This is a genomic window from Kriegella aquimaris (genome assembly GCF_900103215.1).
Lineage (GTDB): Bacteria > Bacteroidota > Bacteroidia > Flavobacteriales > Flavobacteriaceae > Kriegella > Kriegella aquimaris.
Window position 1 is genome coordinate 308,890 of the sequence record NZ_FNGV01000004.1, and the last position, 21,509, is coordinate 330,398.

Annotated in this window: 20 protein-coding genes; 11 read left to right on the forward strand and 9 right to left on the reverse strand. The window is 39.7% G+C overall.

Features of this window, described 5'->3' with window-relative positions; all coding sequences use genetic code 11:
* Positions 1 to 18 precede the first annotated feature (18 nt).
* Genes BLS33_RS11345 through kduI form a run of 3 tightly spaced genes read right to left on the reverse strand, consistent with a single transcriptional unit; the run spans position 19 to position 2,842 of the window.
* On the reverse strand, positions 19 to 1,203 hold the full coding sequence (locus tag BLS33_RS11345; protein WP_089888715.1) for a DUF4861 domain-containing protein: 1,185 nt from the start codon (positions 1,201 to 1,203) through the stop codon (positions 19 to 21).
* A 2-nt stretch (positions 1,204 to 1,205) separates the two neighbouring features.
* Positions 1,206 to 2,000: a gluconate 5-dehydrogenase gene (locus tag BLS33_RS11350; RefSeq protein ID WP_089888718.1), complete on the reverse strand. Its 795-nt coding sequence runs from the start codon at positions 1,998 to 2,000 to the stop codon at positions 1,206 to 1,208.
* Positions 2,001 to 2,002: 2 nt separating this feature from the next.
* Positions 2,003 to 2,842 (reverse strand): 5-dehydro-4-deoxy-D-glucuronate isomerase, encoded by an 840-nt coding sequence (gene kduI, locus BLS33_RS11355; RefSeq protein ID WP_089888721.1) that lies wholly within the window; start codon positions 2,840 to 2,842, stop codon positions 2,003 to 2,005.
* Positions 2,843 to 3,070: 228 nt separating this feature from the next.
* On the opposite strand from kduI, the gene BLS33_RS11360 reads away from it, so the two are divergent.
* Positions 3,071 to 4,105 carry a LacI family DNA-binding transcriptional regulator gene (locus BLS33_RS11360; protein ID WP_089888724.1) on the forward strand — a complete coding sequence of 345 codons (1,035 nt, stop codon included), beginning with the start codon at positions 3,071 to 3,073 and terminating at the stop codon, positions 4,103 to 4,105.
* A gap of 96 nt (positions 4,106 to 4,201) precedes the next feature.
* Entirely contained in the window at positions 4,202 to 6,514 is a 2,313-nt protein-coding gene (locus BLS33_RS11365; RefSeq protein ID WP_089888726.1) for an FdhF/YdeP family oxidoreductase, read from the forward strand.
* A gap of 42 nt (positions 6,515 to 6,556) precedes the next feature.
* On the opposite strand, the gene BLS33_RS11370 is transcribed toward BLS33_RS11365, so the two are convergent.
* The 5 genes from BLS33_RS11370 to nirB all read right to left on the reverse strand — a co-directional run bounded on the left by BLS33_RS11370 (position 6,557) and on the right by nirB (position 12,404).
* Complete coding sequence (locus tag BLS33_RS11370) at positions 6,557 to 6,928, reverse strand: DUF7009 family protein (protein WP_317039850.1); 372 nt, start codon at positions 6,926 to 6,928, stop codon at positions 6,557 to 6,559.
* Between the two features lie 8 nt (positions 6,929 to 6,936).
* The gene (locus BLS33_RS11375; RefSeq protein WP_089888730.1) at positions 6,937 to 8,802 is read right to left on the reverse strand and encodes a sensor histidine kinase; all 1,866 of its coding nucleotides are present in this window, start codon (positions 8,800 to 8,802) and stop codon (positions 6,937 to 6,939) included.
* A gap of 31 nt (positions 8,803 to 8,833) precedes the next feature.
* Positions 8,834 to 9,424, reverse strand: coding sequence for a DUF4202 domain-containing protein (locus BLS33_RS11380; RefSeq protein WP_089888732.1), 591 nt, complete (start codon positions 9,422 to 9,424; stop codon positions 8,834 to 8,836).
* Positions 9,425 to 9,448: 24 nt separating this feature from the next.
* Entirely contained in the window at positions 9,449 to 9,826 is a 378-nt protein-coding gene (gene nirD, locus BLS33_RS11385) for a nitrite reductase small subunit NirD (RefSeq protein ID WP_089888734.1), read from the reverse strand.
* A gap of 61 nt (positions 9,827 to 9,887) precedes the next feature.
* Positions 9,888 to 12,404: a nitrite reductase large subunit NirB gene (gene nirB, locus BLS33_RS11390; RefSeq protein ID WP_089888737.1), complete on the reverse strand. Its 2,517-nt coding sequence runs from the start codon at positions 12,402 to 12,404 to the stop codon at positions 9,888 to 9,890.
* Positions 12,405 to 12,529: 125 nt separating this feature from the next.
* Between nirB and cobA the strand changes: the two genes are divergently transcribed.
* Both cobA and BLS33_RS11400 read left to right on the forward strand, forming a co-directional pair.
* Entirely contained in the window at positions 12,530 to 13,303 is a 774-nt protein-coding gene (gene cobA / locus BLS33_RS11395) for a uroporphyrinogen-III C-methyltransferase (RefSeq protein WP_089888739.1), read from the forward strand.
* A gap of 262 nt (positions 13,304 to 13,565) precedes the next feature.
* Entirely contained in the window at positions 13,566 to 13,928 is a 363-nt protein-coding gene (locus tag BLS33_RS11400; protein WP_089888742.1) for a group I truncated hemoglobin, read from the forward strand.
* Positions 13,929 to 13,957: 29 nt separating this feature from the next.
* Here the strand turns inward: BLS33_RS11400 and BLS33_RS24845 are convergent, their stop codons facing one another.
* Positions 13,958 to 14,122 carry a hypothetical protein gene (locus BLS33_RS24845; protein WP_176801375.1) on the reverse strand — a complete coding sequence of 55 codons (165 nt, stop codon included), beginning with the start codon at positions 14,120 to 14,122 and terminating at the stop codon, positions 13,958 to 13,960.
* A 197-nt stretch (positions 14,123 to 14,319) separates the two neighbouring features.
* Here BLS33_RS24845 and BLS33_RS11405 point away from each other — a divergent pair, with 197 nt between their 5' ends.
* From BLS33_RS11405 to BLS33_RS11435, 7 genes are all read left to right on the forward strand, one after another.
* The gene (locus BLS33_RS11405) at positions 14,320 to 15,738 is read left to right on the forward strand and encodes an MFS transporter (RefSeq protein ID WP_089888744.1); all 1,419 of its coding nucleotides are present in this window, start codon (positions 14,320 to 14,322) and stop codon (positions 15,736 to 15,738) included.
* A 113-nt stretch (positions 15,739 to 15,851) separates the two neighbouring features.
* Entirely contained in the window at positions 15,852 to 17,135 is a 1,284-nt protein-coding gene (locus tag BLS33_RS11410; RefSeq protein WP_089888746.1) for an alginate export family protein, read from the forward strand.
* Between the two features lie 219 nt (positions 17,136 to 17,354).
* Positions 17,355 to 18,026, forward strand: a complete 672-nt coding sequence (locus BLS33_RS11415; RefSeq protein WP_089888748.1) for a response regulator transcription factor — start codon at positions 17,355 to 17,357, stop codon at positions 18,024 to 18,026.
* A gap of 298 nt (positions 18,027 to 18,324) precedes the next feature.
* The gene (locus BLS33_RS11420) at positions 18,325 to 18,927 is read left to right on the forward strand and encodes a TetR/AcrR family transcriptional regulator (protein WP_089888750.1); all 603 of its coding nucleotides are present in this window, start codon (positions 18,325 to 18,327) and stop codon (positions 18,925 to 18,927) included.
* 122 nt (positions 18,928 to 19,049) lie between these two features.
* Positions 19,050 to 19,784 carry an SDR family oxidoreductase gene (locus BLS33_RS11425; protein WP_089888752.1) on the forward strand — a complete coding sequence of 245 codons (735 nt, stop codon included), beginning with the start codon at positions 19,050 to 19,052 and terminating at the stop codon, positions 19,782 to 19,784.
* A 173-nt stretch (positions 19,785 to 19,957) separates the two neighbouring features.
* Complete coding sequence (locus BLS33_RS11430) at positions 19,958 to 20,353, forward strand: DoxX family protein (RefSeq protein WP_089888754.1); 396 nt, start codon at positions 19,958 to 19,960, stop codon at positions 20,351 to 20,353.
* 345 nt (positions 20,354 to 20,698) lie between these two features.
* Entirely contained in the window at positions 20,699 to 21,502 is an 804-nt protein-coding gene (locus tag BLS33_RS11435) for a helix-turn-helix domain-containing protein (RefSeq protein WP_089888756.1), read from the forward strand.
* Positions 21,503 to 21,509 lie beyond the last annotated feature (7 nt).

The window sequence follows — 21,509 nt, forward strand, 5'->3', positions numbered from 1 at the left end:
CGATTTCTAAGCCAAAACTTACTTTACAACAACCTCTAACGGACTATTTAGTTTTTCTGCGAAATCGCTCAAATAATCGTCCCAAGCTTTTTTGGTTTGAAACTGTCCGCTTTTTTTCCATGAGAAACCAGCGTAGTATAATACTTTTTGATTCTCGACTTTTAAATGGGCAAAGAGGTTACTCTCATCATTTCTATTGGTCACATAATGCTCATGGCCAATCATGGTTCCTTTGGGGACAACAATACCAGTACCCAATTCTGAATCTTCATGGGGTTCCCAATAACTAATCCAACTTTCTTCTTCATTTATACCGACTTCTCCATTTTTTTCGTGCAAGGTTAGACCTGCGGAAAGTGTATCGGTACCCTTAACCTTGATTTCAAATCTTGAAAGATTGCTGCCATAATCCAATGAAATATGCTTTTCTTCAGAAATTTGATTTCCAGCGGCATCCCATGTGGCGTAAGTCAGTATAAAACTAGTACGAATTGGTCCGTTGTAAAGCGTTTTCCAAGAAGCATAGTTTCTAGAGGTATAATAATTGGTATCAACTTTAACTGCAGTTCCCCCTACCCCTCGGCTGGGTCCAACATGAAAATTGTCAAGTCCTTCACCTGTATCTTTGTGATATGAACCATCAGTCTCCAATTCTTTTTTGTACCATTTATTGATAATGGGATAATCAACTCTTTTGAGCCAGGCATCGATACCGCTTGAAAGCGTACCGCCTTTAACACCATCTTCTACCATTTTCTGAGCAGTTGGGCCATAAGTTCTAAAAGCTACGCGATTGTTTTCCCAGGCATAATCATCAGTTCTTTCAGGTACAAACCTTGAATAACAGCGTTCTTCGGTCATTGTAGATGTCGAATCGTTCTGAATTATTTCAAAAGTTTTTTCGGAAAGCGCTTTTACTTCCGGTTGAAAAAGTAGCATATCTAAAGTTCCATCACTATCGGAATCCACAACCTGCACTACCAGTGGTTTTTGAGTTTCAATATCTAAAACCCCCAACGCGCCCAAATCTACCGCCTCAACATCGAAACCTAAACTGTTCAAATCTAATGACACGGTCTCAGAAGAACGGTCGCTATTCAAGGTGTTCTTAACAACAATCTGTTGCTTCTCCGCCGCTTTCTCGGCACACCCAAAACAGAATAAAACAACAACTAATGAAAGAAAAGCCGAATTTACACGCATAATTAGTTTTCGTTTGAAGGTTTACCGATGGTTGCCAAAATACCACCATCAACATATAATATATGACCGTTAACAAAGTTACTTGCCTTAGAGGCTAGAAATACGGCAGCACCACCCAAATCGTCGGGATCACCCCACTTTGCGGCCGGGGTTCGATTGATAATAAAATCATTAAAGGGATGCCCATCGACCCGTATCGGTGCCGTTTGGGAAGTAGCAAAATAGCCCGGTCCTATTCCGTTGATCTGGATATTGTGTTTGGCCCATTCCGTTGCCATATTCTGGGTCAACATTTTTAATCCGCCTTTTGCCGCAGCATACGCGCCTACCGTATTGCGCCCCAATTCGCTCATCATTGAGCAAATATTGATGATTTTACCTTTTTTTCTGGCGATCATGCTTTTAACCACGTGTTTTGAAACTATAAACGGACTCACCAAATCAATATCGATAACCTGTTTAAAATCGGCTACTTCCATTTCTTCAAGTGGCGTTCTCTTAATAATTCCGGCGTTGTTAATCAAGATATCGATGGCGCCTACCTCGCTTTGTATCTTTTGAACGGCTTCGATTACCTCGGCCTCATCAGCAACATTAAATTTATAGCCAAAAGCCTTTATACCTTCTGACTCATAATATTTTACGGCATCGTCTATTTTTTGTTGTGACGAATTGCCGTTAACGATAAGGGTTGCGCCAGCATTACCCAAGCCCTTTGCCATTGCCATACCAAGACCGTGAGTACTACCCGTGACCAAAGCAATTTTTCCTGTCAAATCAAATAATGAATTATCCATATCTATCTTAATTCGGTTATTTTAGCAACATCCATATCCGTATAATCGAGATTTTCTCCCGCCATTCCCCAAATAAAAGTGTAATTCGAAGTTCCAGAACCACAGTGTATCGACCACGGTGGTGAGATTACAGCTTGGTGGTTGTGCATCCAAATATGTCTAGTTTCACTTGGCTGCCCCATGAAGTGGCAGACAGCTTGTTCTTCAGGTACATCCATATAGAAATAAACCTCCATACGACGGTCGTGCACATGGGCCGGCATGGTATTCCAAACGCTACCCGTTTTCAAAGTGGTCATTCCCATTTGCAATTGGCAGGTTGTCACCACGCCACCGATAATCATTTGGTTTACGGTACGGTGATTGGCAGTTTCTAGTGATCCCAATTCAAGTTTATTGGCATCTTCTAAACTTACCTTTTTTGTAGGATAGTTGGTATGGGCCGGCGCAGAATTCAAATAAAATTTGGCAGGTTTGGTTTCTGAATCACTTTTAAAAACGACTTCTTTTGCCCCCATTCCGATGTACAAGGCATCTTTATGACCCAAGGCATACGAAGTTCCGTCTACAACAACTGAACCGCTATCCCCGACATTGATGATACCTAATTCACGACGTTCCAAAAAATACGTTGATTTTAGCGGATCAATGCTTTCCAAGGTCAAAGACTGCTTAGGCACCGCTGAACCAGCAATATAGCGGTCATAATGGGAATAGGTAAGAACCATCTTTCCCTCCTGCATGAGATTATCGATTAAAAACTCGTCCCGTAATTGGGTCGTATCGTATTGTTTCACGGCTTCAGGGCTGGAGGCGTATCTTGTTTCGTAAAGAGTTGTCATTGTCTATATATGTTAATGATATTAATAAAAGGATGTAATTATAATCCGTTCAGTTAAACAGCGGTTTTCTATAACCAAATCGAAATGATGGTTTTTTCAAATGTACATAATTAATACAATCGATTGTATTAATTGTCCTCGAAATCTTTAAATTTACAAAAATTAGGTAATGGAAGCAACAGCCAAAAATGTGCTTTGATTTACTTCCCAGTTGAAAAAACTTAGTTCATGAAAAATGTGACCATTCACGAAATCGCCAAGGCACTGAACGTTAATAGTTCAACGGTCTCAAGAGCACTTAACGACAGCGACCGGGTAACCGCAAAAACAAAACGTAAAGTTTTGGAGAAAGCTAAGGAAATGGGATATCAACGAAATATGTTAGCTTCCAATCTCCGCCGAAAAAAAAGCAATACGATCGGTGTGGTTGTTCCTCGAATCTCTCGACATTTTTTTTCATCTACTATTGCAGGTATTGAAGAGACCGCTTATAAATTGGGTTTTAATGTTATCATATGCCAGTCTTTAGAAGAGCTCGAAAAAGAGGAGCTGATTATTGAGAATCTAATTGCCAATAGGGTCGATGGTATTCTCATTTCAGTTTCAATGGGCACAAAAAAAGGAGAACATCTGGCGAACTGCCTAAACAACAGAATTCCGGTAGTCTTCTTCGATAGGCATTTAGAAGGATTTCCAGATATGGGCAAAGTTTTGATAGATGATCAGCTTGGGGCCTATCGCGCGACCGAACATCTAATTCAAAAAGGATGTAAAAAAATCGGGCATTTCTCAGGACCTAAAAGTTTACTGATCTATAAAAATCGACTTGAAGGATACAAAATGGCCCTGAAGAACTACCATATTCCCTATGATGAAAGCTATGTATTGACCTCTAAGTTGATGAAAGAGGATGGTCTAGAAATGGCAAAAAAAATATTAAAAGAACATAGTGACCTTGATGGCCTGTTCTGTTCAAACGACACCTCAGCTGTCGGCGCCTTTGGCTATTTCAAAACCATAGGTAAAAGAGTTCCAGAAGACATTGCTATTGTCGGCTTTAGCAACGAGCCTTTCTCAGCACTTACCGAACCTTCTTTAACGACAATAGACCAATCAGGAGAAGAAATCGGAAAGGCGGCCTGCACTCTTTTACTCAAACACATTGCAAGTGGCAATACCTTGATAACGAACGAAACGGTTATTCTAAACCCAAAGCTTATAGAGCGCGGTTCTAGTCAAAGGCAAACGGCCACGATATTTTAATTACCAAACTTACAGGATAAAACTTTCACCCTTTTGTTTTCAACTCCAATTTTGCTACCTTAATTCATTAATAAATTATCATACGAAATAAAAATTATGAACGACCCAAAACGGGATGTAGCGGCAGGCATACCAGAAAAATTCAGTAATATCAGGTTAAGTAAACCAATGGACTACGCCGCTGGAAAATTGGCAGTGGCCAAAACGCTGCAACATGGTTTTATGGAAATGGGGGTCGTTAAATCATTTCGGGCACTTTTTAGTATGAATCAAAATGATGGGTTTGATTGTCCCAGTTGTGCTTGGGGCGACCCTGAACATCCGTCAAAAATTGGTGAATATTGCGAAAACGGTGCAAAAGCATTGGCCGATGAGGCCACCAATTCTCATATTGGCGCTACTTTTTTCAAAAATAATTCAGTAGAAGAACTCGCACGTCTGACCGACTATGAGCTAAACAAATTAGGCAGAATTACAGAACCTTTGGTACTTCGGCCAGGAAGCGTTTATTACGCCCCTATTTCTTGGCAGGAAGCTTTCGAACTGATGGCTGCCGAACTTCACAAACTTCCGAGCCCTGATGAAGCCATATTCTACACTTCTGGACGCTCTAGTAATGAAGCGGCTTTTTTATATGGCATGTTCGCAAGGGCCTTCGGCACCAATAATATGCCCGACTGTTCGAACATGTGCCACGAGTCAAGTGGCGTAGCCCTTTCGGAGACCTTGGGAATAGGTAAAGGATCTGTAAAACTGGAAGACCTTCATGAGGCGGAAGTGATTATCGTAGCCGGACAAAACCCAGGCACAAATCACCCGAGAATGCTTACTGCACTTGAAAAATGCAAAGAGAATGGAGGCCACGTCATTAGCATAAATCCGTTAGAGGAATCGGGGCTTGTACGATTTAAAAATCCACAGACCATTAAAGGAATGCTCGGCAACGGGGAACAGATTGCCGACGTACATTTACCAGTACGTATCAATCAAGACATCCCCTTACTAAAACTTATCATCAAAAAATTGGCTCTCTTAGATCAAAAATCGGAGCAAGTTTTCGACCACAATTTCATTGAAAAATATACACAAGGCTATAACGATTTAATGACCGATTTGGCGACTTATGAAGAAGCCGATTTATTAGTCAAATGTGGAGTGGAGGAAGAATTGATCAATCAGACGGTAGGCCTTTTGGCCAATAAATCAAAAATCATCGTTTGCTGGGCCATGGGACTCACACAACACAAAAATGGGGTGGCCAATATCAGGGAATACATAAACCTAATTTTACTCAAGGGCGCACTCGGGAAGCCGGGCGCAGGCACCTGTCCGGTTCGAGGGCATAGCAATGTGCAGGGCGATCGGAGTGTTGGCATCATGCATTTTGTCGACAAAGATTTGAATAAGCGTATTGCTGAGCATTTAGGATTTAACGCGCCTGAAAAGGAAGGTTTTGACGTGGTAAAAGCCATGCAGGCAATGCATGAGGGCAAGGCTAAAATATTCATGGCCCTTGGAGGGAATTTTTTAATGGCGGCCTCAGATACCGAATACACGGCCGACGCATTAAAACGTTGCGACCTTACTGTTCAAGTAAGTACAAAATTGAACAGAAGTCATCTGGTAACGGGAAAAACTGCGCTTATCTTGCCCACTTTTGGTCGTTCGGAAAAAGATGAAAAAGCAGGTGAATTGCGTTACATTACCGTCGAGAATAGTATGGGCAAAGTTAAAAAATCGAGAGGATTACTTAAACCCGCTTCAAATAAGATAATGAGCGAACCCGAAATCGTTGCCAATTTAGCGCATACTTATTTCAAAGGAAATCATCCGGTGGATTGGATTGCCATGGGTGATGATTATTCACTGATACGTGATAAAATCGATAAGGTCGCCAAAGGTTTTGACAGCACCGAGCAACGTATCAAGAATTCAGGATATTATTTACCCAACAACGTGCGAAATCTTGATTTTAGCATGCTACCTAACGGAAAGGCCCAATTGACCATAAACAGCTTATCGGAATTACGTACGAAGAAAGATGAGTTTGTTTTAATGACCATTCGTTCGCATGATCAATTTAATACGACAATTTATGGTTTAGATGATCGCTACCGGGGTGTTTATAATGAAAGAAGAGTGGTTTTCATGAACCCTAAGGATATCAAAAAATTAGGATTAAAAGATTTAGAAGTCGTAGACATGACCAGTCACTACGACAACACGAAACGAACCGCAAAAAAATTCAAGATCGTTCCCTATGCCATTCCCGTTGGTAATTTGGCGGCTTATTATCCTGAGACCAACGTTCTAATTCCTTATAATCATTTTGCAGACCAGAGCCACACCCCTATCAGTAAGTCGGTAATCGTAAAAATCGTGGGAAACAGGGAGCTCGAAACTGTATGAATTAATCGAACTTCATGATGGTTTCTCTAGACAAGGTCAGGGCTATTTGTTCGCTAAAGGGTTTGGGTAATTATCCGATTGATCTTCAATGGTCTCATCCAAACAGGTAAAATCTTTTTCTAAAAGCAACGACAGTTCTGCACCCGACGCTGATACTATCGTGTGCTGAAACCCTACTTGTTCGCTGTCACCCCATCTTTCCCTTTCTTTTTCCGGAAGGTATAAGGTTATTGTATTCTCCTTGAAATTGGCATCAAGATGCTCCAAACCGGCCTTTGTCCTTAATTCATAAATAAAGGTTTTGTCCCTGAACTGAGTTTTTTCCTCGAAATGACCTGTTTCGCAAAAAATCTTCACCTCTGTCCTTGTCAATCTGTATCTAACAGTGTTTCCTTTTATTCTAATCTTCATCATCAAAAATTTTATTGGGGCAAAACTTCTTGGCCCACTTCCTCATTTTCGTATTCCGTTCTATAATTAATAGTTACCCGAGTTCCGCGCCCCGGAGCAGAATTTATAAACAGGCGACCATTAATATAACCAATTCTTTCTTTCATAAAGAAGAGCCCCATACCTCCTTCACTACCATTCGTTGGCCGCTTTTCCAAAGCTTGGGGATCAAACCCTTTACCATCATCGTCAATAACCACACTTAAAATACCATCGCTATGATTTAAGGTCAAAAGAATATAATTGGCTTCGGCATATTTGATGGCATTGTTTATGGCTTCTTGTACCACTCTATAAATATTTGTTTCGGCCAATGAATCAAAACGTAAATTTTGATGTGTTTTGTTCTCGAACAAAATATTCTTTCCTGTTAATTTCGAAAGCTCCATTGTCATTTTCTGCAACGCCGGAAAGATTCCATGATCACTAAGTTCCGGTGGTGTGAGGTTAAAGGTTGCAGTACGGACACCCTTTATCAGATCGGTCGTAAGCTCTTTTAAATAGGCAATTTTCTCAGCAGTTTTATCTTTATTTTTTAGATTTATAGATTCGATATTGAATTTCAAGGCGGTCAACATTTGGCCAATACCATCATGAATATCTTTGGCAATGCGCTTACGTTCTTCTTCTTGACCTTCGACAATCTGACTAGCCTGAAGTTGCTTTTGACGCATGATCTCGTCATAGTTCTGTTTGGTAAGCTGTTCTATTTTTAATTGGTTCCGCTTGCGTTCGGTAATATCGGAACACAAGATTAAAACACTTTGCTCCAAACTTGTTTGGTGCATCGGTATGATAGACATATCCAACCATAGTTCATCGCCTTTCTCTGTCTTGACCTTTATTTCTTCGACACGAATGTTTTTGCGGTTACTTTTTAAAATCTCCTTTAAGTATTGTTGTTGGCCCTCATCAGAGGTTAATATTTCAGACAAAGGGCGGTTCAAATCTTGTTCGTCACTACCCAAAAGTTCTATAAACTTTCTGCTTATAAATACTACTTGACCGTCATTTTTGGCGCTGGCAAACAAGGCGGCGTTATCAATTACAAAATTGAGCTCTTGTAATTTTTCAAGTGACTTCTCTTTCTCTTGGTATAACTTTTCTATTTTTCGAGAGTTCTCATCAGATTTTTTTTGGCTGTCCATCAAATTCTTGATGGTTTTTCTAATTTGAATGGAAAGTGGTCTGAAAATAAAACCGATTTCCAATAGTAGGATGGCAAGGGAAAATGCCAGTAGAAAATACTCTTTTTGCTTAAGGTTCTGGAGCTGTTTTTTACTTCGCTCATCGTACTCATTGACGATACCATCCATCATGTTCAAAAAAATTCTTTCATTTTCAAGAATCACACCCACCTTGGCTTCAATGTTTTTTTCTACTTCTGAGCCAGCGTCTTGTGAATGCTCTAGCAGCCATGTTATATTTTCAGCCATGGCCAATTGATGTGGGCTTATTTTATGAAAAAGATTTAAAATTTCATCATCTTCTTCTTTTGGGAGACCCGCTTCCTTATTGCCAAATTGCAAAGCTCGATGTGCTTTTTGCCAAGCTGATAAATCTTCTCGTATTTCTGATATAATATGTTGTCGTTGCGCAGCATTACCATCTGCTTTAAGCAACAACACTTCTTTCACCAATTTCTGGCTATATGCACGTTGCATTCCTGCAACATTGATAACACGGGAGTCATCTAATTGCGAATTCAAATGTCTTTGAATAAGAACCTGTGCAAAAATAACGGTTAAGGCAATGGCGGCCAATGCGAGCAAATACCATTTTCTGACCCTTTTAAAAGTAGCCGTATCCAATGGCAGGGTATGCTTGTTTTTGCTCATTTTACCAAATTGTGACTATAAAGATAATCGATTAGCCTTGAAGGGCCTTCGAAACCAAGGCCTTAGTGGATGGGGACAAAGGCAATCGATGGGCAGCCGAATGACCGTCTTCAGACATTTTGCACCATGTTTTCTGAAGGATATCAATCAATTTGACCTCCGTATATTTCTGGGCGAAGCTATCGAAATAATATTCTAGAAATACCAGACAGATAACATCTTCCAAGGTCTGGGTCTCTTCATTTTTCTTCAGCTGTTTTTTCTCCAATAAAAAAGAGACTTGTGCAATGATATCTTGGTCATAGCCTACCTTTTCGAGAATTTCACTGGCTTTTTTCGCATGGAACTTTTTTAAATCTTGTCGCCATTTCAAGTATCCGGTCCGGTTCATCTCATACGATTCACGTGGAATTTCCCAGCGACAAATATGTTGACAGCGTGCCGTAAGCTGTAATGCCTCTGAAGCATCTGGAGCAAATTCGTTCAGCTTTTCGGTCATGCGCATGGCATACAATAACTCTTTGGCATATTCCTTTCCCTGCCACACCTCTACATTCGGGTCTTGCTTATTTGCTTCATCAAAAAGCGTGAAGGCCTTTTGCAATTTCTCTGACGATGCCATAGTATCTCCGGTTTTCTTCCAAAGCTATTCAGAAAACCCGATATACACAAAACCATTATCTAATTTTACGGGATACGTGGCAAGCGTACTTAAATCGCCATTGAGATGTTCCCCTGTTTTTAGCGACCATGTATTTTTGTGTAAGGGACACGCCACTTTTGGCTCTCCATGTTCTTCCCCAATCATACCACGTGATAAAACCATCTCCATCTTGTGTGGACAAAGATTTTGACAGGCGTACCAGGTGCCTTCTCTAGTAAAATTGAACACCGCGATTTGTTTGTCTTTATATTTTACGCAAGCCCCGCCATTTTTGGGAAATTTAGAAACCGCTGCTGCTTTAAACCACACCTTTATGTCTGCTGGTTTTACCGCTTCCTGTATATTCAGACCTATATCCATAATTTTTTCCTTTTAGTAGTTGATAAAATAAATTGCTTATTGCAGTTTTTGGTAATCTGAATTACGCCCATGCTTTGGGCATTTTCTGGTCTCGTAGGGAAACGAATTCGATGCTTTCATCCTCTTCTTCGGTATTTACGAAATGAGTGTATCGAGATCGTATCTCAGGGTTTTCGACCGCTTCCTTCCATTCACATACATAGGTGTCTACCAAATGTTGCATATCGGCATCCAGTTGTTCGACGATACCGAGGCAGTCGTTGACCACCACATCCTTTACATAATCGATTCCTCCATCCAATTTTTCGAGCCATGCTGCCGTTCTGGTCAACGGAGGCGCCGTTTGTATGTAATACATTAAAAATCGGTCTACGTATTTTGTCGCTGTCGCCTTATCGACTTTTTCGACCAGTAATTGGGCGTGTTTCGGGTTGGCTCCGCCGTTACCACAGATATAAACGTTCCAGCCTCCCTCAACGGCTATAAAACCGAAATCTTTGCTCCTCGCTTCAGCACATTCCCGAATACAGCCGGAAACACCACCTTTTATTTTATGCGGAGAACGGATTCCCTTGTATCTGTTTTCGATATCGATGGCGAAAGTCACACTTTCGTCCATACCATAGCGACACCATGTAGAACCGACACAACTTTTGACTGTTCGAAGCGATTTACCGTAGGCTTGGCCCGTCTCAAAACCTTCATCGATCAATTCCTCCCAAATCAAAGGGAGCTCATGTAATTTCGCACCGAACATGTCAATACGCTGCCCGCCCGTAATCTTCGTATACAAATCATACTTTTGGGCGATTCTACCCATTGCCAGAAGCTGTTTGGGGGTTATCTCTCCTGCAGCCACGCGCGGCACTACGGAATAGGTACCGTTTCTTTGGATATTGGCCAAGTACCGATCGTTCGTATCTTGTATTGTTTCTTGTCGGTTGGCCGTTTCATTATAGATACTGGCAAAGATTGCCGCTGCCGCCGGTTTACAGGTCTCACAACCGTGCCCCGTACCTACTTCATCGAGAAGCTCGTCATAATCAGTAATATTCCGGAGCTTGACTATATCATATAGTTCTTGTCTCGAATAAGCGAAATGTTCACAAATTGATTCTTTAACTACTTTTCCAAGTGATTTCAAGGTTTCTACTACCAAGTCCTCCACCATGGGCTTGCAACCGCCACAACCTGTTGTTGCCTTGGTGGCTTTGGCAATGGCCTTGACCGATTCGTTACCATCATCTTTTATAGAGCAACACAACTGTCCTTTCGTTACCGCTTCACAAGAACAAATTACAGCAGTATCCGGTAAATCCATGGCACTGCCAAAAGAAACCGCTTCACCTCCCCTACTTCCCAAAATCAGATTTTCAGGATTTTTGGGCAGCGGCATCTCATTCAGGTACATCTGTAGCAACATATTATAGTCGGATGCATCACCTACCAATATACCACCCAACAGTTTTTTACCATCATGGGTGACATTTATTCTTTTATATAGACTTTCCGTTTTGTTCTCGAATATGATGGAATGGCCTTTTTCAGCGGGCATGAAGGGAGTTCCAAAACTGGCAACGTCAACACCGATCAATTTCAGTTTGGTAGACATGTCTATCTCATCAGCCATTAAAGTATCTTGATCTCCAAGAATTTGGTCAACGGCGACGCTGGCCATTTCATATCCCGGTGCCACTAAACCATATATCATTTTATTGTACAGCGCTATTTCACCAATGGCATATATCTCAGGGTCTGATGTCTGCATCTTATTGTTTACCACAATTCCTCCCCGCGTTCCCATTTTCAATCCGCAACTTTTTCCCAGTTCGTCCCTTGGTCGAATACCTGCGGAAATAATGAGCATATCAACATTAAGTACATCGTCTTCATTAAACTCCATTCCGATGATATGGCCATTACCCAAAATTTGGTTCGTAGCCTTACTAAGATGAATATTGATGCCCATCGACTCCAGTTTGACCTGTAATACCTTACTGCTACGGGTATCAAGCTGTCTCGGCATTAACTTTGGGGCAAACTCGACAACGTGGGGCTCCATACCCATATCCATTACGGCTTTTGCCGCTTCAAGCCCTAATAAACCTCCACCTAATATTGCAGCTTTGGGCCGCTCAACCTTTTTCCTTATTTTATCAGCGTAGGCCAAGGTATCCTCCAAGTCTTCAATAGTTCTATACACAAATACCCCCTCTTTGTCAACTCCATTAATTTGCGGCACAAAGGGCGATGACCCCGTTGCCAGCACCAGATAATCATAGCTCAACGTTTTTTCACTCAGTGTAGTTATCGTTTTTGATTTTCTATGAATGTCGGTGACACGCTCATTGGTGAACAGGGTGATATTATTTTGCTCATACCACTCTCGAGGAGCCATAGCCAATCGTTCGGCATCATTGTTTTCGAAAAATTCGCTCAAGTGCACCCGATCATAGGCTACCCTAGGCTCCTCCCCAAAAACCACCAGCTGGTACGATTCTTTATCCGCCTTGGCGACAAATTTTTCACAAAACTTATAACCTACCATCCCATTTCCAACAACAATAACGGTTTTCATACGTAGCATTTTTATAATTACATGACAAAACTAAGTATTTTTACGTATAATACTTGTATTTTTATCAAAATAAATACGTAGTTTCGTTGAGGATTTAGCAAAAGTCACCCATAAGGAATGAAAAAATGAAATCAGAAAATATTGCAAAAGTGACCTTGGTAGGAGCAGGACCAGGAAGTAGTGATCTTATTACCTTAAGAGGATTCAAAGCATTGCAGGAAGCCGACGTTATTCTATATGATGCCCTTGTAAGCAAAGAACTTTTAACACAGATTGACAGCAAAGCACCTCAGATATATGTAGGTAAGCGCTGTGGAAACCACGAATTCAGTCAAGATGACATTAATGGATTAATTGTCGAAAACGCTTTCAGATACGGACATGTAGTTCGATTGAAAGGCGGAGATCCCTTCGTATTCGGCAGAGCTTCAGAGGAAATAGAATATGTTGAATCTTTCGGAATCCCAACAACGGTCGTTCCTGGAGTGTCGAGCGCCATTTCCGTTCCCGGAAGCCAAGGAATACCTGTTACACAAAGAGGTATTAGCAGTAGTTTTTGGGTAATGACCGCAACAAAACGAGATGGCTCCTTTTCAGAAGATTTGAAATTAGCCGCACAGTCATCAGCTACTATTGTAATTCTTATGGGTATGCGCAAATTTGATCAGATAACTGAAGAAGTAACAAAATACAGAAACAAATTAACCCCTATAGCCTTGATTCAAAACGGAACTATGGAAACTGAAATCTGTCATACTGCCACGCTGGCCAATGCTGTATCGATTAATGAAAAAATAGACCCAAATAATCCCGGGATTATTGTAATTGGTGACGTCGTAGCCAATCACCCTTCCTTTTTTGCGGAAGAAGTACAGCGCGTTCTGCACTCGCAAGTGTAAGATTCACCTACATTATACGAATGAATTCACCCTAAACAGCACAATTATCATTGCAATTATTTATGAATGACTAAATAATACCCACCCCATATTCGCAATACGGAGGATTTTTATGCTCATTTTAATCAGCTACGTAAAAATGCCTTCATAAAGAAGCTTTCAAGCCTTTATATTAAGTAGTTATACCCTATTATAATTAAATTTATAATCCACACCGAGGACTTCTGCTGACACTAGAAACTGAAAATTTAAAAATAGGAACATGAGCGAAACTAATGACTTATTCGAAAGAATTGGGGGTACCGATATTGTTAATGCAGCTGCAAAAATTTTTTACAGAAAGGTAATCACCGATGACAGTATGGAACATTTATTTGCCGATTCGAATATAGAAACGCAACGCAAAAAACAAAAAGCTTTTGTAGCACATGTATTCGGAGTTCCAGAAAAAAAAATTAAAAATAAGAAATACGCTTACAAACTTTTGAAGCTTACCGAAGACCACTTTAATCTTGTCACAGGATATTTAATCGACACTCTTAGGGAGTTAAATGTGCCTAAAGACTTAATAGACGAGGTGTTGATGATAGCCAACGACACACATGAAGAGTTGTCGGCCGAGTAAATATTTCTACACAACGCCATAAGCTAATATCAAAAAATCATATGTAACGTAAGGTCATCATCCATTTTAGGAATCCCATCTAAAGCTACTTGCTCTTCTTTTAAACTATCATCAAAGAATATACTTAGAATTCTTCCTTCTAAGCACGATTTCATGGCTTGAAGCCGTACTTCACTTAAGAAAATACGTGCCACAGTTTCAGATTTTGGGCAATATCATAATTTGAACCTTCCTTTTTTTTCAATATTCCATTTTATACGTTCATTTTTTCCTTGCTTGACAAAAAGAGTCCGTAAACAATAAAATTGAAATATAAATTACGTATTTATACTTAGTAATACGTATTTTTGTCTTGCGAATTATTTTAATAACCTATTAAATTTACGTAGTTATGAAAAAAACTATTTCCACCAAAGCCACAAAATTAGAGCTCTTGAACCTTAAAAGCATGCCCATACGCACCTTTTGGATAACCTCCATTGCGTTTTTTATATGCTTTTTTGCATGGTTTGGAATTGTTCCCTTTATGCCCGATGTAGTCAAAGACCTAGGTCTTACACCTACGCAAAAGTGGAATTCTGTCATTTTAGCCGTTTCGGGCACTGTTTTCGCCCGTTTACTTATAGGCAAGTTATGTGATAAATACGGCCCTAGATTGTGCTACACTTATTTGTTGGTGTTTGGTGCTATCCCGGTAATTCTGCTAGGGTTCGTACAAACACCGTTACAGTTTTTAATATGTAGGTTATTTATTGGTTTTATTGGAGCTTCATTCGTAATTACGCAATTCCATACTTCCATAATGTTTGCCCCGAATATTGTAGGAACGGCTAATGCCACATCTGCCGGATGGGGAAACCTTGGTGGGGGCGCGAATAGATTAGGAATGCCTTTAATCGCTGCAGCCGTTGTCAGTTTTGGGGTTGCCGATGAAATTGCATGGCGCTATTCCATGGTAATTGCTGGAGTTATATGCTTCAGCATGGGAATTATTTATTACTTCTTTACTCAAGATACTCCGGAAGGGAACTTCAAAGAATTGAAGAAAGAAGGCAAAATGCCCCAATTGAAGAAAGATGAAGCTTCCTTTGCGAGCACTCTAAAAGATTATCGGGTATGGATTCTATTCTTCGTCTATGCTGCCTGTTTCGGAATAGAGCTTACAGTATATGGTACTATGGACGATTACCTGCAAAACCGATTCGGTCTAGACCGTTCAACGGCCGGAAACCTCGTACTATCCTTTGCTTTGATGAACATTTTCGCCAGAACCCTAGGCGGCTATTTTGGTGATTTGTTCGGAAAACTAAAAGGGCTCAGGGGTCGAGTGATTTTCTTGGCCTTAATACTTGCTGCCGAAGGTGCAATGCTTTCGATATTCTCGGTAACTACGAGTTTGGTGGTCGGCATGATTTTCTTGATTGCCTTTAGCCTTACTGTTCAGATGGCCGAAGGGGCGACCTTCTCAGTTGTACCCTTTATCAATCGCAAGGCTATCGGTTCTATTTCAGGGATCGTAGGTGCCGGTGGCAATGTTGGTGCATTTTTAGCGGCAATGTTGTTAAAATCTAAATCTGCCGTCGCCGAAAGTGCAGCCATAGCAGCGAACAGTACATTGGGTGAAGAGGCCGTCAAGGCCGCACAAACAACTGCGGCCGCAACAGCTGTTTCGAGTGGATACTTCCTCATAGGCGGGTTTATCGTGGGTGCTGCAGTACTCTCTTTGGCCATTAAGTTTGCCACCGCAGATGAGAAAATTGCCCTCCAAGAAATTAAAGGCGAATTAGCGCTCAGCGGTGCGGACAAATAGAAAAGCCCTTAAAGTCAAAACCACATGAAATGTAGTGTCTCGAATTTAAAATTTAACCTTGAAAAATCAATCGCACAAAGGTTATTAGCGAATACATTATCAAAAAACCACCTATGAAAATAAAGACGTTTATAACCCTGCTTTTAGTATCCATTCAATTTGCCACGGCCCAATTCACCTTAGATGGCGAATTCCGCCCGCGCACCGAATACCGTCACGGTTACGGCTCTATAATAGCCGATAGCACCGATGCCGGTTATGCCGTGTCAACAAGATTAAGACTAAACGCAGGATACGCCGTAGATGCCTATACCTTTTATGTAAGTCTACAAGATGTAATGGTATGGGGAGAAAACAGGCAATTAAAAGCCAATGACGATAATAATTCATTTGCAATTTTTCAAGCTTGGGCCAACATTAATCTTGGCGGGAATTTTTCAACCAAGATCGGCAGGCAACAATTGGTTTATGACGACCAACGCATTTTCGGGGGAGTAGACTGGACCCAACAAGCCCGAAATCATGACGCACTGCTGTTTAAATACGACACCGGAAAATTTCAAGCCGATCTGGGTTTGGCATTTAATCAAGATTTTAACAATCCTGCTGGATTCCAATCGGAAGGAACAACCTATGCAACGACCGGTTTTTTCTCCTATAAAACCATGCAATACCTTTATTTGAAACAAAAATGGGCTAACCTATCAGGGAGTTTATTGCTATTAAATAATGGGTTTCAAAATTTTGAAGCGAACGGAGCTCTTGGAGATGGCACGAGTAACTTACAAACCCTGGGCACCCATTGGGACTATAAAAAAGATAATTTCGGAATAGCACTGAACGCCTTTTTACAGAGCGGGGAAAGACAAAACAGTATTGATGTCAGTAGTGCCTATCTTTTGGGCCTTGACGTAAGTTACAAATTAACCGATAAGATCGGCTTGGGAATTGGAACAGAATTGATCAGCGGTAATAAAGCCGATACACCCAACAAGACTGAGGCCTTTTTTCCTTTATATGGTACCAACCACAAATTTAATGGCTTTATGGATTATTTCTATGTTGGCAATCATGCCAATTCCGTGGGGCTATTCGATATTCATGTCAACGCCAATTTCAAGTTGGGCGAAAAATCGAGCCTCTTGATCAATGTACTGAACTTCAATGCAGAACAAGAATTAGCAAATGGAAGCCACTCCTTGGGAACTGAAATAGACCTCGTATATTCACAAGCATTTAATGGCTATGCGCTAAAACTGGGCTATTCCCAATTATTTGCAAGTGACGGAATGAATACACTTAAAGGCGTATCGGAAGATGCTGCCGCAAGCTTACAAAATTGGGCATGGGCCATGTTGGTCATCAAACCAAAATTCTTAAACACTTCGAAGAAGTAATTTCAAAATCGATTGCTTCGTGAAGGCTATCATGACCATATTTTTTATTTGGTTGTGGTAGCTTTTTTTTGAAGAAGACATAGAAAACGATTAAAACAAGAATTAATTTTGTCCATACACCCCGTACACAACAGCTAAAATCGATCATTATCGAACCACCCCGTACGAATACGTAGTTTTTCCTATATTTGCCACCAAAGAATTTAACAAACTAGTATTTTGAGCAACGTAACAAGTATCGTATTGGCCGACGACCACTCCTTGGTCCGTGATGGTATTCGAGCATTGCTCGAGGAGGAGGAAGACCTAAAAGTTATTGGTGAAGTTTCAAATGGCAAGGAAGCAATAGCCATGGTCTTAGATAAAAATCCCGATTTGCTCATCATAGATATACGAATGCCTGTAATGAACGGCATCGATGCCGTAAACGAATTAAAAGCTCGATCGGTTGCTACCAAATGTATTATTCTCTCGATGCACGATTCAGAAGAGTACATTCTAAAATCTGTCAGTGCCGGTGCCAGTGGTTATTTGTTGAAAGACACCGGCAAAACCGAATTCTTAAAAGCGATACATACCGTACGCCAAGGCGGTAAATATTTTAGCGGTGACATATCGAATGTTTTGGTCAACAACTTATTGAACGCAAATAAGAGACAAATAGAAGTGGTACCCGAGGCCAAGAATACGGAAACTCCTTTCGATCTGACTAGCAAAGAATTGGAAATATTGCAATTGGTACTATCGGGACTTACCAACAAACAGATTTCCGAAAAACTGCAAAAAAGCAAACGTACTATTGAAACGCACCGATTTAACCTGATGCGGAAAATGGAAGTCAAAAATTTAATGGATCTTTCTAAAAAAGCTCAGACATTCGGACTTGTCTAAATCAAGAACACCTCCCATATTAACTGTCGGTATTTAAAAATCATTTCAAACAAGCAGCTACCGAAGTAATAAATATTTCTTCTAACTCATTTATTCGATTTAGAGGGTATTATGTGTTTATTGAATAATAGTAGCATCTGTCAATAAAACGGTATGTTCAATTAATTACCGAAAAGCAAGCTTTCTATTCGATCTGTACTACGAGCATTTTCTACTTACCCTACAACTCATTAGTTAGTGTAAAGCACAATGTTTACACAAAACATACTACATAGTATTTTATTATTATCTTTGCGCCATGGAGCAGAGGCAAAAGTCGGAACTTACCAAGCAGTTAATACTTAACGAGTCATTTAAACTGTTCTACGAAAACGGTTTTAAAACGACAAGTGTTGATAAAATCATGAAAGCTACCAAACTCACAAAAGGAGCATTTTATCACCACTACAAGAACAAAAAAGAACTAGGGCTTGCCGTAATTAGTTTAAAATTACAAAAGAGAATATATGAAGGAATGATGGCCCCTTTATATGAGCCAGGAGATGCTTTGGTCATACTTAAGACAACTTTTATTGACCGTTTGAAATCATTTTCGGTACATGAAAAAAAACACGGCTGTCCCATGAATAATCTAATAAATGAAATATCGGATTATGAGATAGCCTATCAAATTGCATTAAAGAGAATAATTGAAGAGTGGCAGTCAGCCTTAATCTATTTGATAGATAGGGGTAAATCTGAAAATGTGATAAACAAAAGCATTAGCAGCAAAGCGGTGGCCGTCTACCTTATAAGTGCTTTTGAAGGTATTCGTGGAATTCGTAAATTATATGACAATGATTTTATTCTTGAAGAATACATATCAGGCCTTTCTTTATATCTAAATCAAATAAAATCATAATTTTTTTACCTACTAACATACCTTTTAGTATGTTTTTTTACACCGTCTTATTTTTTTATGTTGGCAGTTTTATCCTTTTACCAATTAAAACAATTAAGTAATCCACTAAACAAAAATACGATATGAACTTACAAGATAAAGTAATCATAGTAACAGGCTCTTCGAGGGGTATTGGAAAAGAAATTGCTATTCAATTAGCCAAAAATGGAGCGAAAGTAATCGTAAACTATTCAAAAGGTAAAGTTGAAGCAAAAGATACTGTCGATACCATACATAATAATGGGGGCATCGCTTACGCCTTTAAGGCCGATGTAAGCAAAAGGGATGAAGTCACTCAATTATTCGATAGCGCCATAGAATGTTACGGGAAAATAGATGTTCTAGTTAACAATGCAGGTATTCTCATACCTAAATTGTTAAAAGACAATTCTCAAGAAGATTTCACTAGACAGTTTGAAATTAATGTTAGGGGAATTTTCAATACATTACAAGAAGCAGATAGTAAACTGGCCGACAATGGAAACATTATAAATTTGTCTTCAAGTACCGTTAAATTAATGTTTCCAGCTTATGCGCTCTATTCAGCATCAAAGGCCGCCGTTGAGCAAATGACCCGTGTATTTTCAAAAGAAATTGGGAGGGGAATTTCAGTAAATGCTATTGCCCCAGGGGCAACGGAAACTGAAATGTTCTTGAATGGTAAATCTCAAGAATTTATAGATCGGCTAAAAGGGATGAACGCCTTTAATAGGCTTGCAAAACCGCTAGATATAGCAAAAGTTGTTTTATTTTTAGCAAGTAGTGATTCGAAATGGGTTTCCGGTCAAGTTATTGGCGCCAATGGAGCTCTGGTTTAATTTAGTAGAATCAGAACGTAAACTTATAAGTCATTAAAATCCCTTTTTCACCTATTGGAATCGGTGACACTATAAGCACGAAAAGCTGTACCATTTTCCAAAAGGCGCAAACCACAATTGTTTGGATTAAACCGAAAAAAAGACTGTCACATTAAATTTTAATACAACTAGCTATGAATACAAAAATTACATATCTAATTATAAGATTAGGCGTTGGGGCAAGTATGTTCGGTCACGGATTAGTTCGTCTTCCTAAACTACATGCATTTAGCGAGTGGATGCTCAAATCATTTGAAAAAGCCATGCTTCCCGAAATGATGGTATTGCCTTTCAGCTACGTTTTGCCTATTGCCGAGTTCGCATTTGGAATATTTCTTATTTTGGGTTTCTTAACCAGAATATCGGCTATTGCCGCATCGGTTTTAATGATTCTTCTCATATTCGGCACCACTCTAATTGAAAACTGGGGTGCACTCACGCCTCAATTTCTGCATCTAGGTTTCTTTGCCTATCTCATACAGCATATTGATAAAAACAGATTTTCCATTGATTATTCATTAAAAAAATAACGAGCTCATACGTGCTTGTTGAAAAAAAATAAAAGCAACGGGTTTATTTGACAAATCATTTGAATTGAAAATCACCCGCCGTATTTGGATATCGACTTTCCGAATTATCACCTATTTCGCCGATAATTATTTATTGCGATTTAAGAACGAGTGCTTATCTTTAACCTTTTTACAACAATTTGCAAGAAAACGACACCATTTGGCACAGGCTTTAATGCCAACTAAGACGTTTAACTACATGCAACAGGATTGTGCTTCAGGTTGCGAAATCTCGAACCGTTGTAAAATGAATATGTAATACATTTTAGTCTCCGCTTTAAACACAGGGGCTAAAACCAGTATAAAATGAAAACCCATCCAGTAAACATATCAAGAATAGTCAAAAAGCGCACGACAAAACCAAAAGGGAGTTTCTATACGGTATGTTGGATCCAAGATGAGATAAAATATATAGAAATAGACAAGATTATTTATGAGAACGTTTCTAATGCAATCTTTTTTCTAGACCCCATTAATGAATGGACAATTAGTATTGAAAACACGGCCCTCAGTCCAGGGTACATTATGTATTTATCCAAAGAAATTTTAAATGAACCCCTTTTAAGCAAGTTACATATCAATGAGGTACGGCTTTTCAATTCTGGTGAGATACCTAAAATAAATCTAAGTCCGGGTATTGCAAAAAGAACACAGGCCATTCTAGAAATGCTAGACGAGCTTATTGCCTCATCACTTAACAGCAAGGAAAGCGCCATACTTTCTCTTTTAAATACATTTTTTGTGTATTGCGATGGTCAATGCAACATAAAATCCATCATTACGTCAAACAACAGTAAATCGAATATCGTTTATAAGTTTAAGAAGTTGGTCGACAAAAACTTATCGAAATTTCACCAAGTAAACGATTACGCCAATCTTCTAAATATTTCATCTAAATATTTAAATGAATGCGTAAAGGAAATACTACATGTAAGTGCAAAAGACATTATTACCGAGCAACTACTTATGCAATCTCGACATGCATTAAAATTTTCTGGTAGATCCATCAAAGAAATAAGTTTCGAACTTGGTTTTTCCTCTCCCGATTATTTCAATTATTTCGTTAAAAGCCATACCGGAAACACTCCCTCCGCCATCAGAAAAAGTTGATTGCTCT

Coding starts and splice junctions, on each gene's coding strand:
- BLS33_RS11345 (WP_089888715.1), bottom strand. CDS start 1,203: ATGCGTGTAAATTCGGCTTTTCTTTCATTAGTTGTTGTTTTATTCTGT.
- BLS33_RS11350 (WP_089888718.1), bottom strand. CDS start 2,000: ATGGATAATTCATTATTTGATTTGACAGGAAAAATTGCTTTGGTCACG.
- kduI (WP_089888721.1), bottom strand. CDS start 2,842: ATGACAACTCTTTACGAAACAAGATACGCCTCCAGCCCTGAAGCCGTG.
- BLS33_RS11360 (WP_089888724.1), top strand. CDS start 3,071: ATGAAAAATGTGACCATTCACGAAATCGCCAAGGCACTGAACGTTAAT.
- BLS33_RS11365 (WP_089888726.1), top strand. CDS start 4,202: ATGAACGACCCAAAACGGGATGTAGCGGCAGGCATACCAGAAAAATTC.
- BLS33_RS11370 (WP_317039850.1), bottom strand. CDS start 6,928: ATGATGAAGATTAGAATAAAAGGAAACACTGTTAGATACAGATTGACA.
- BLS33_RS11375 (WP_089888730.1), bottom strand. CDS start 8,802: ATGAGCAAAAACAAGCATACCCTGCCATTGGATACGGCTACTTTTAAA.
- BLS33_RS11380 (WP_089888732.1), bottom strand. CDS start 9,424: ATGGCATCGTCAGAGAAATTGCAAAAGGCCTTCACGCTTTTTGATGAA.
- nirD (WP_089888734.1), bottom strand. CDS start 9,826: ATGGATATAGGTCTGAATATACAGGAAGCGGTAAAACCAGCAGACATA.
- nirB (WP_089888737.1), bottom strand. CDS start 12,404: ATGAAAACCGTTATTGTTGTTGGAAATGGGATGGTAGGTTATAAGTTT.
- cobA (WP_089888739.1), top strand. CDS start 12,530: ATGAAATCAGAAAATATTGCAAAAGTGACCTTGGTAGGAGCAGGACCA.
- BLS33_RS11400 (WP_089888742.1), top strand. CDS start 13,566: ATGAGCGAAACTAATGACTTATTCGAAAGAATTGGGGGTACCGATATT.
- BLS33_RS11405 (WP_089888744.1), top strand. CDS start 14,320: ATGAAAAAAACTATTTCCACCAAAGCCACAAAATTAGAGCTCTTGAAC.
- BLS33_RS11410 (WP_089888746.1), top strand. CDS start 15,852: ATGAAAATAAAGACGTTTATAACCCTGCTTTTAGTATCCATTCAATTT.
- BLS33_RS11420 (WP_089888750.1), top strand. CDS start 18,325: ATGGAGCAGAGGCAAAAGTCGGAACTTACCAAGCAGTTAATACTTAAC.
- BLS33_RS11425 (WP_089888752.1), top strand. CDS start 19,050: ATGAACTTACAAGATAAAGTAATCATAGTAACAGGCTCTTCGAGGGGT.
- BLS33_RS11430 (WP_089888754.1), top strand. CDS start 19,958: ATGAATACAAAAATTACATATCTAATTATAAGATTAGGCGTTGGGGCA.
- BLS33_RS11435 (WP_089888756.1), top strand. CDS start 20,699: ATGAAAACCCATCCAGTAAACATATCAAGAATAGTCAAAAAGCGCACG.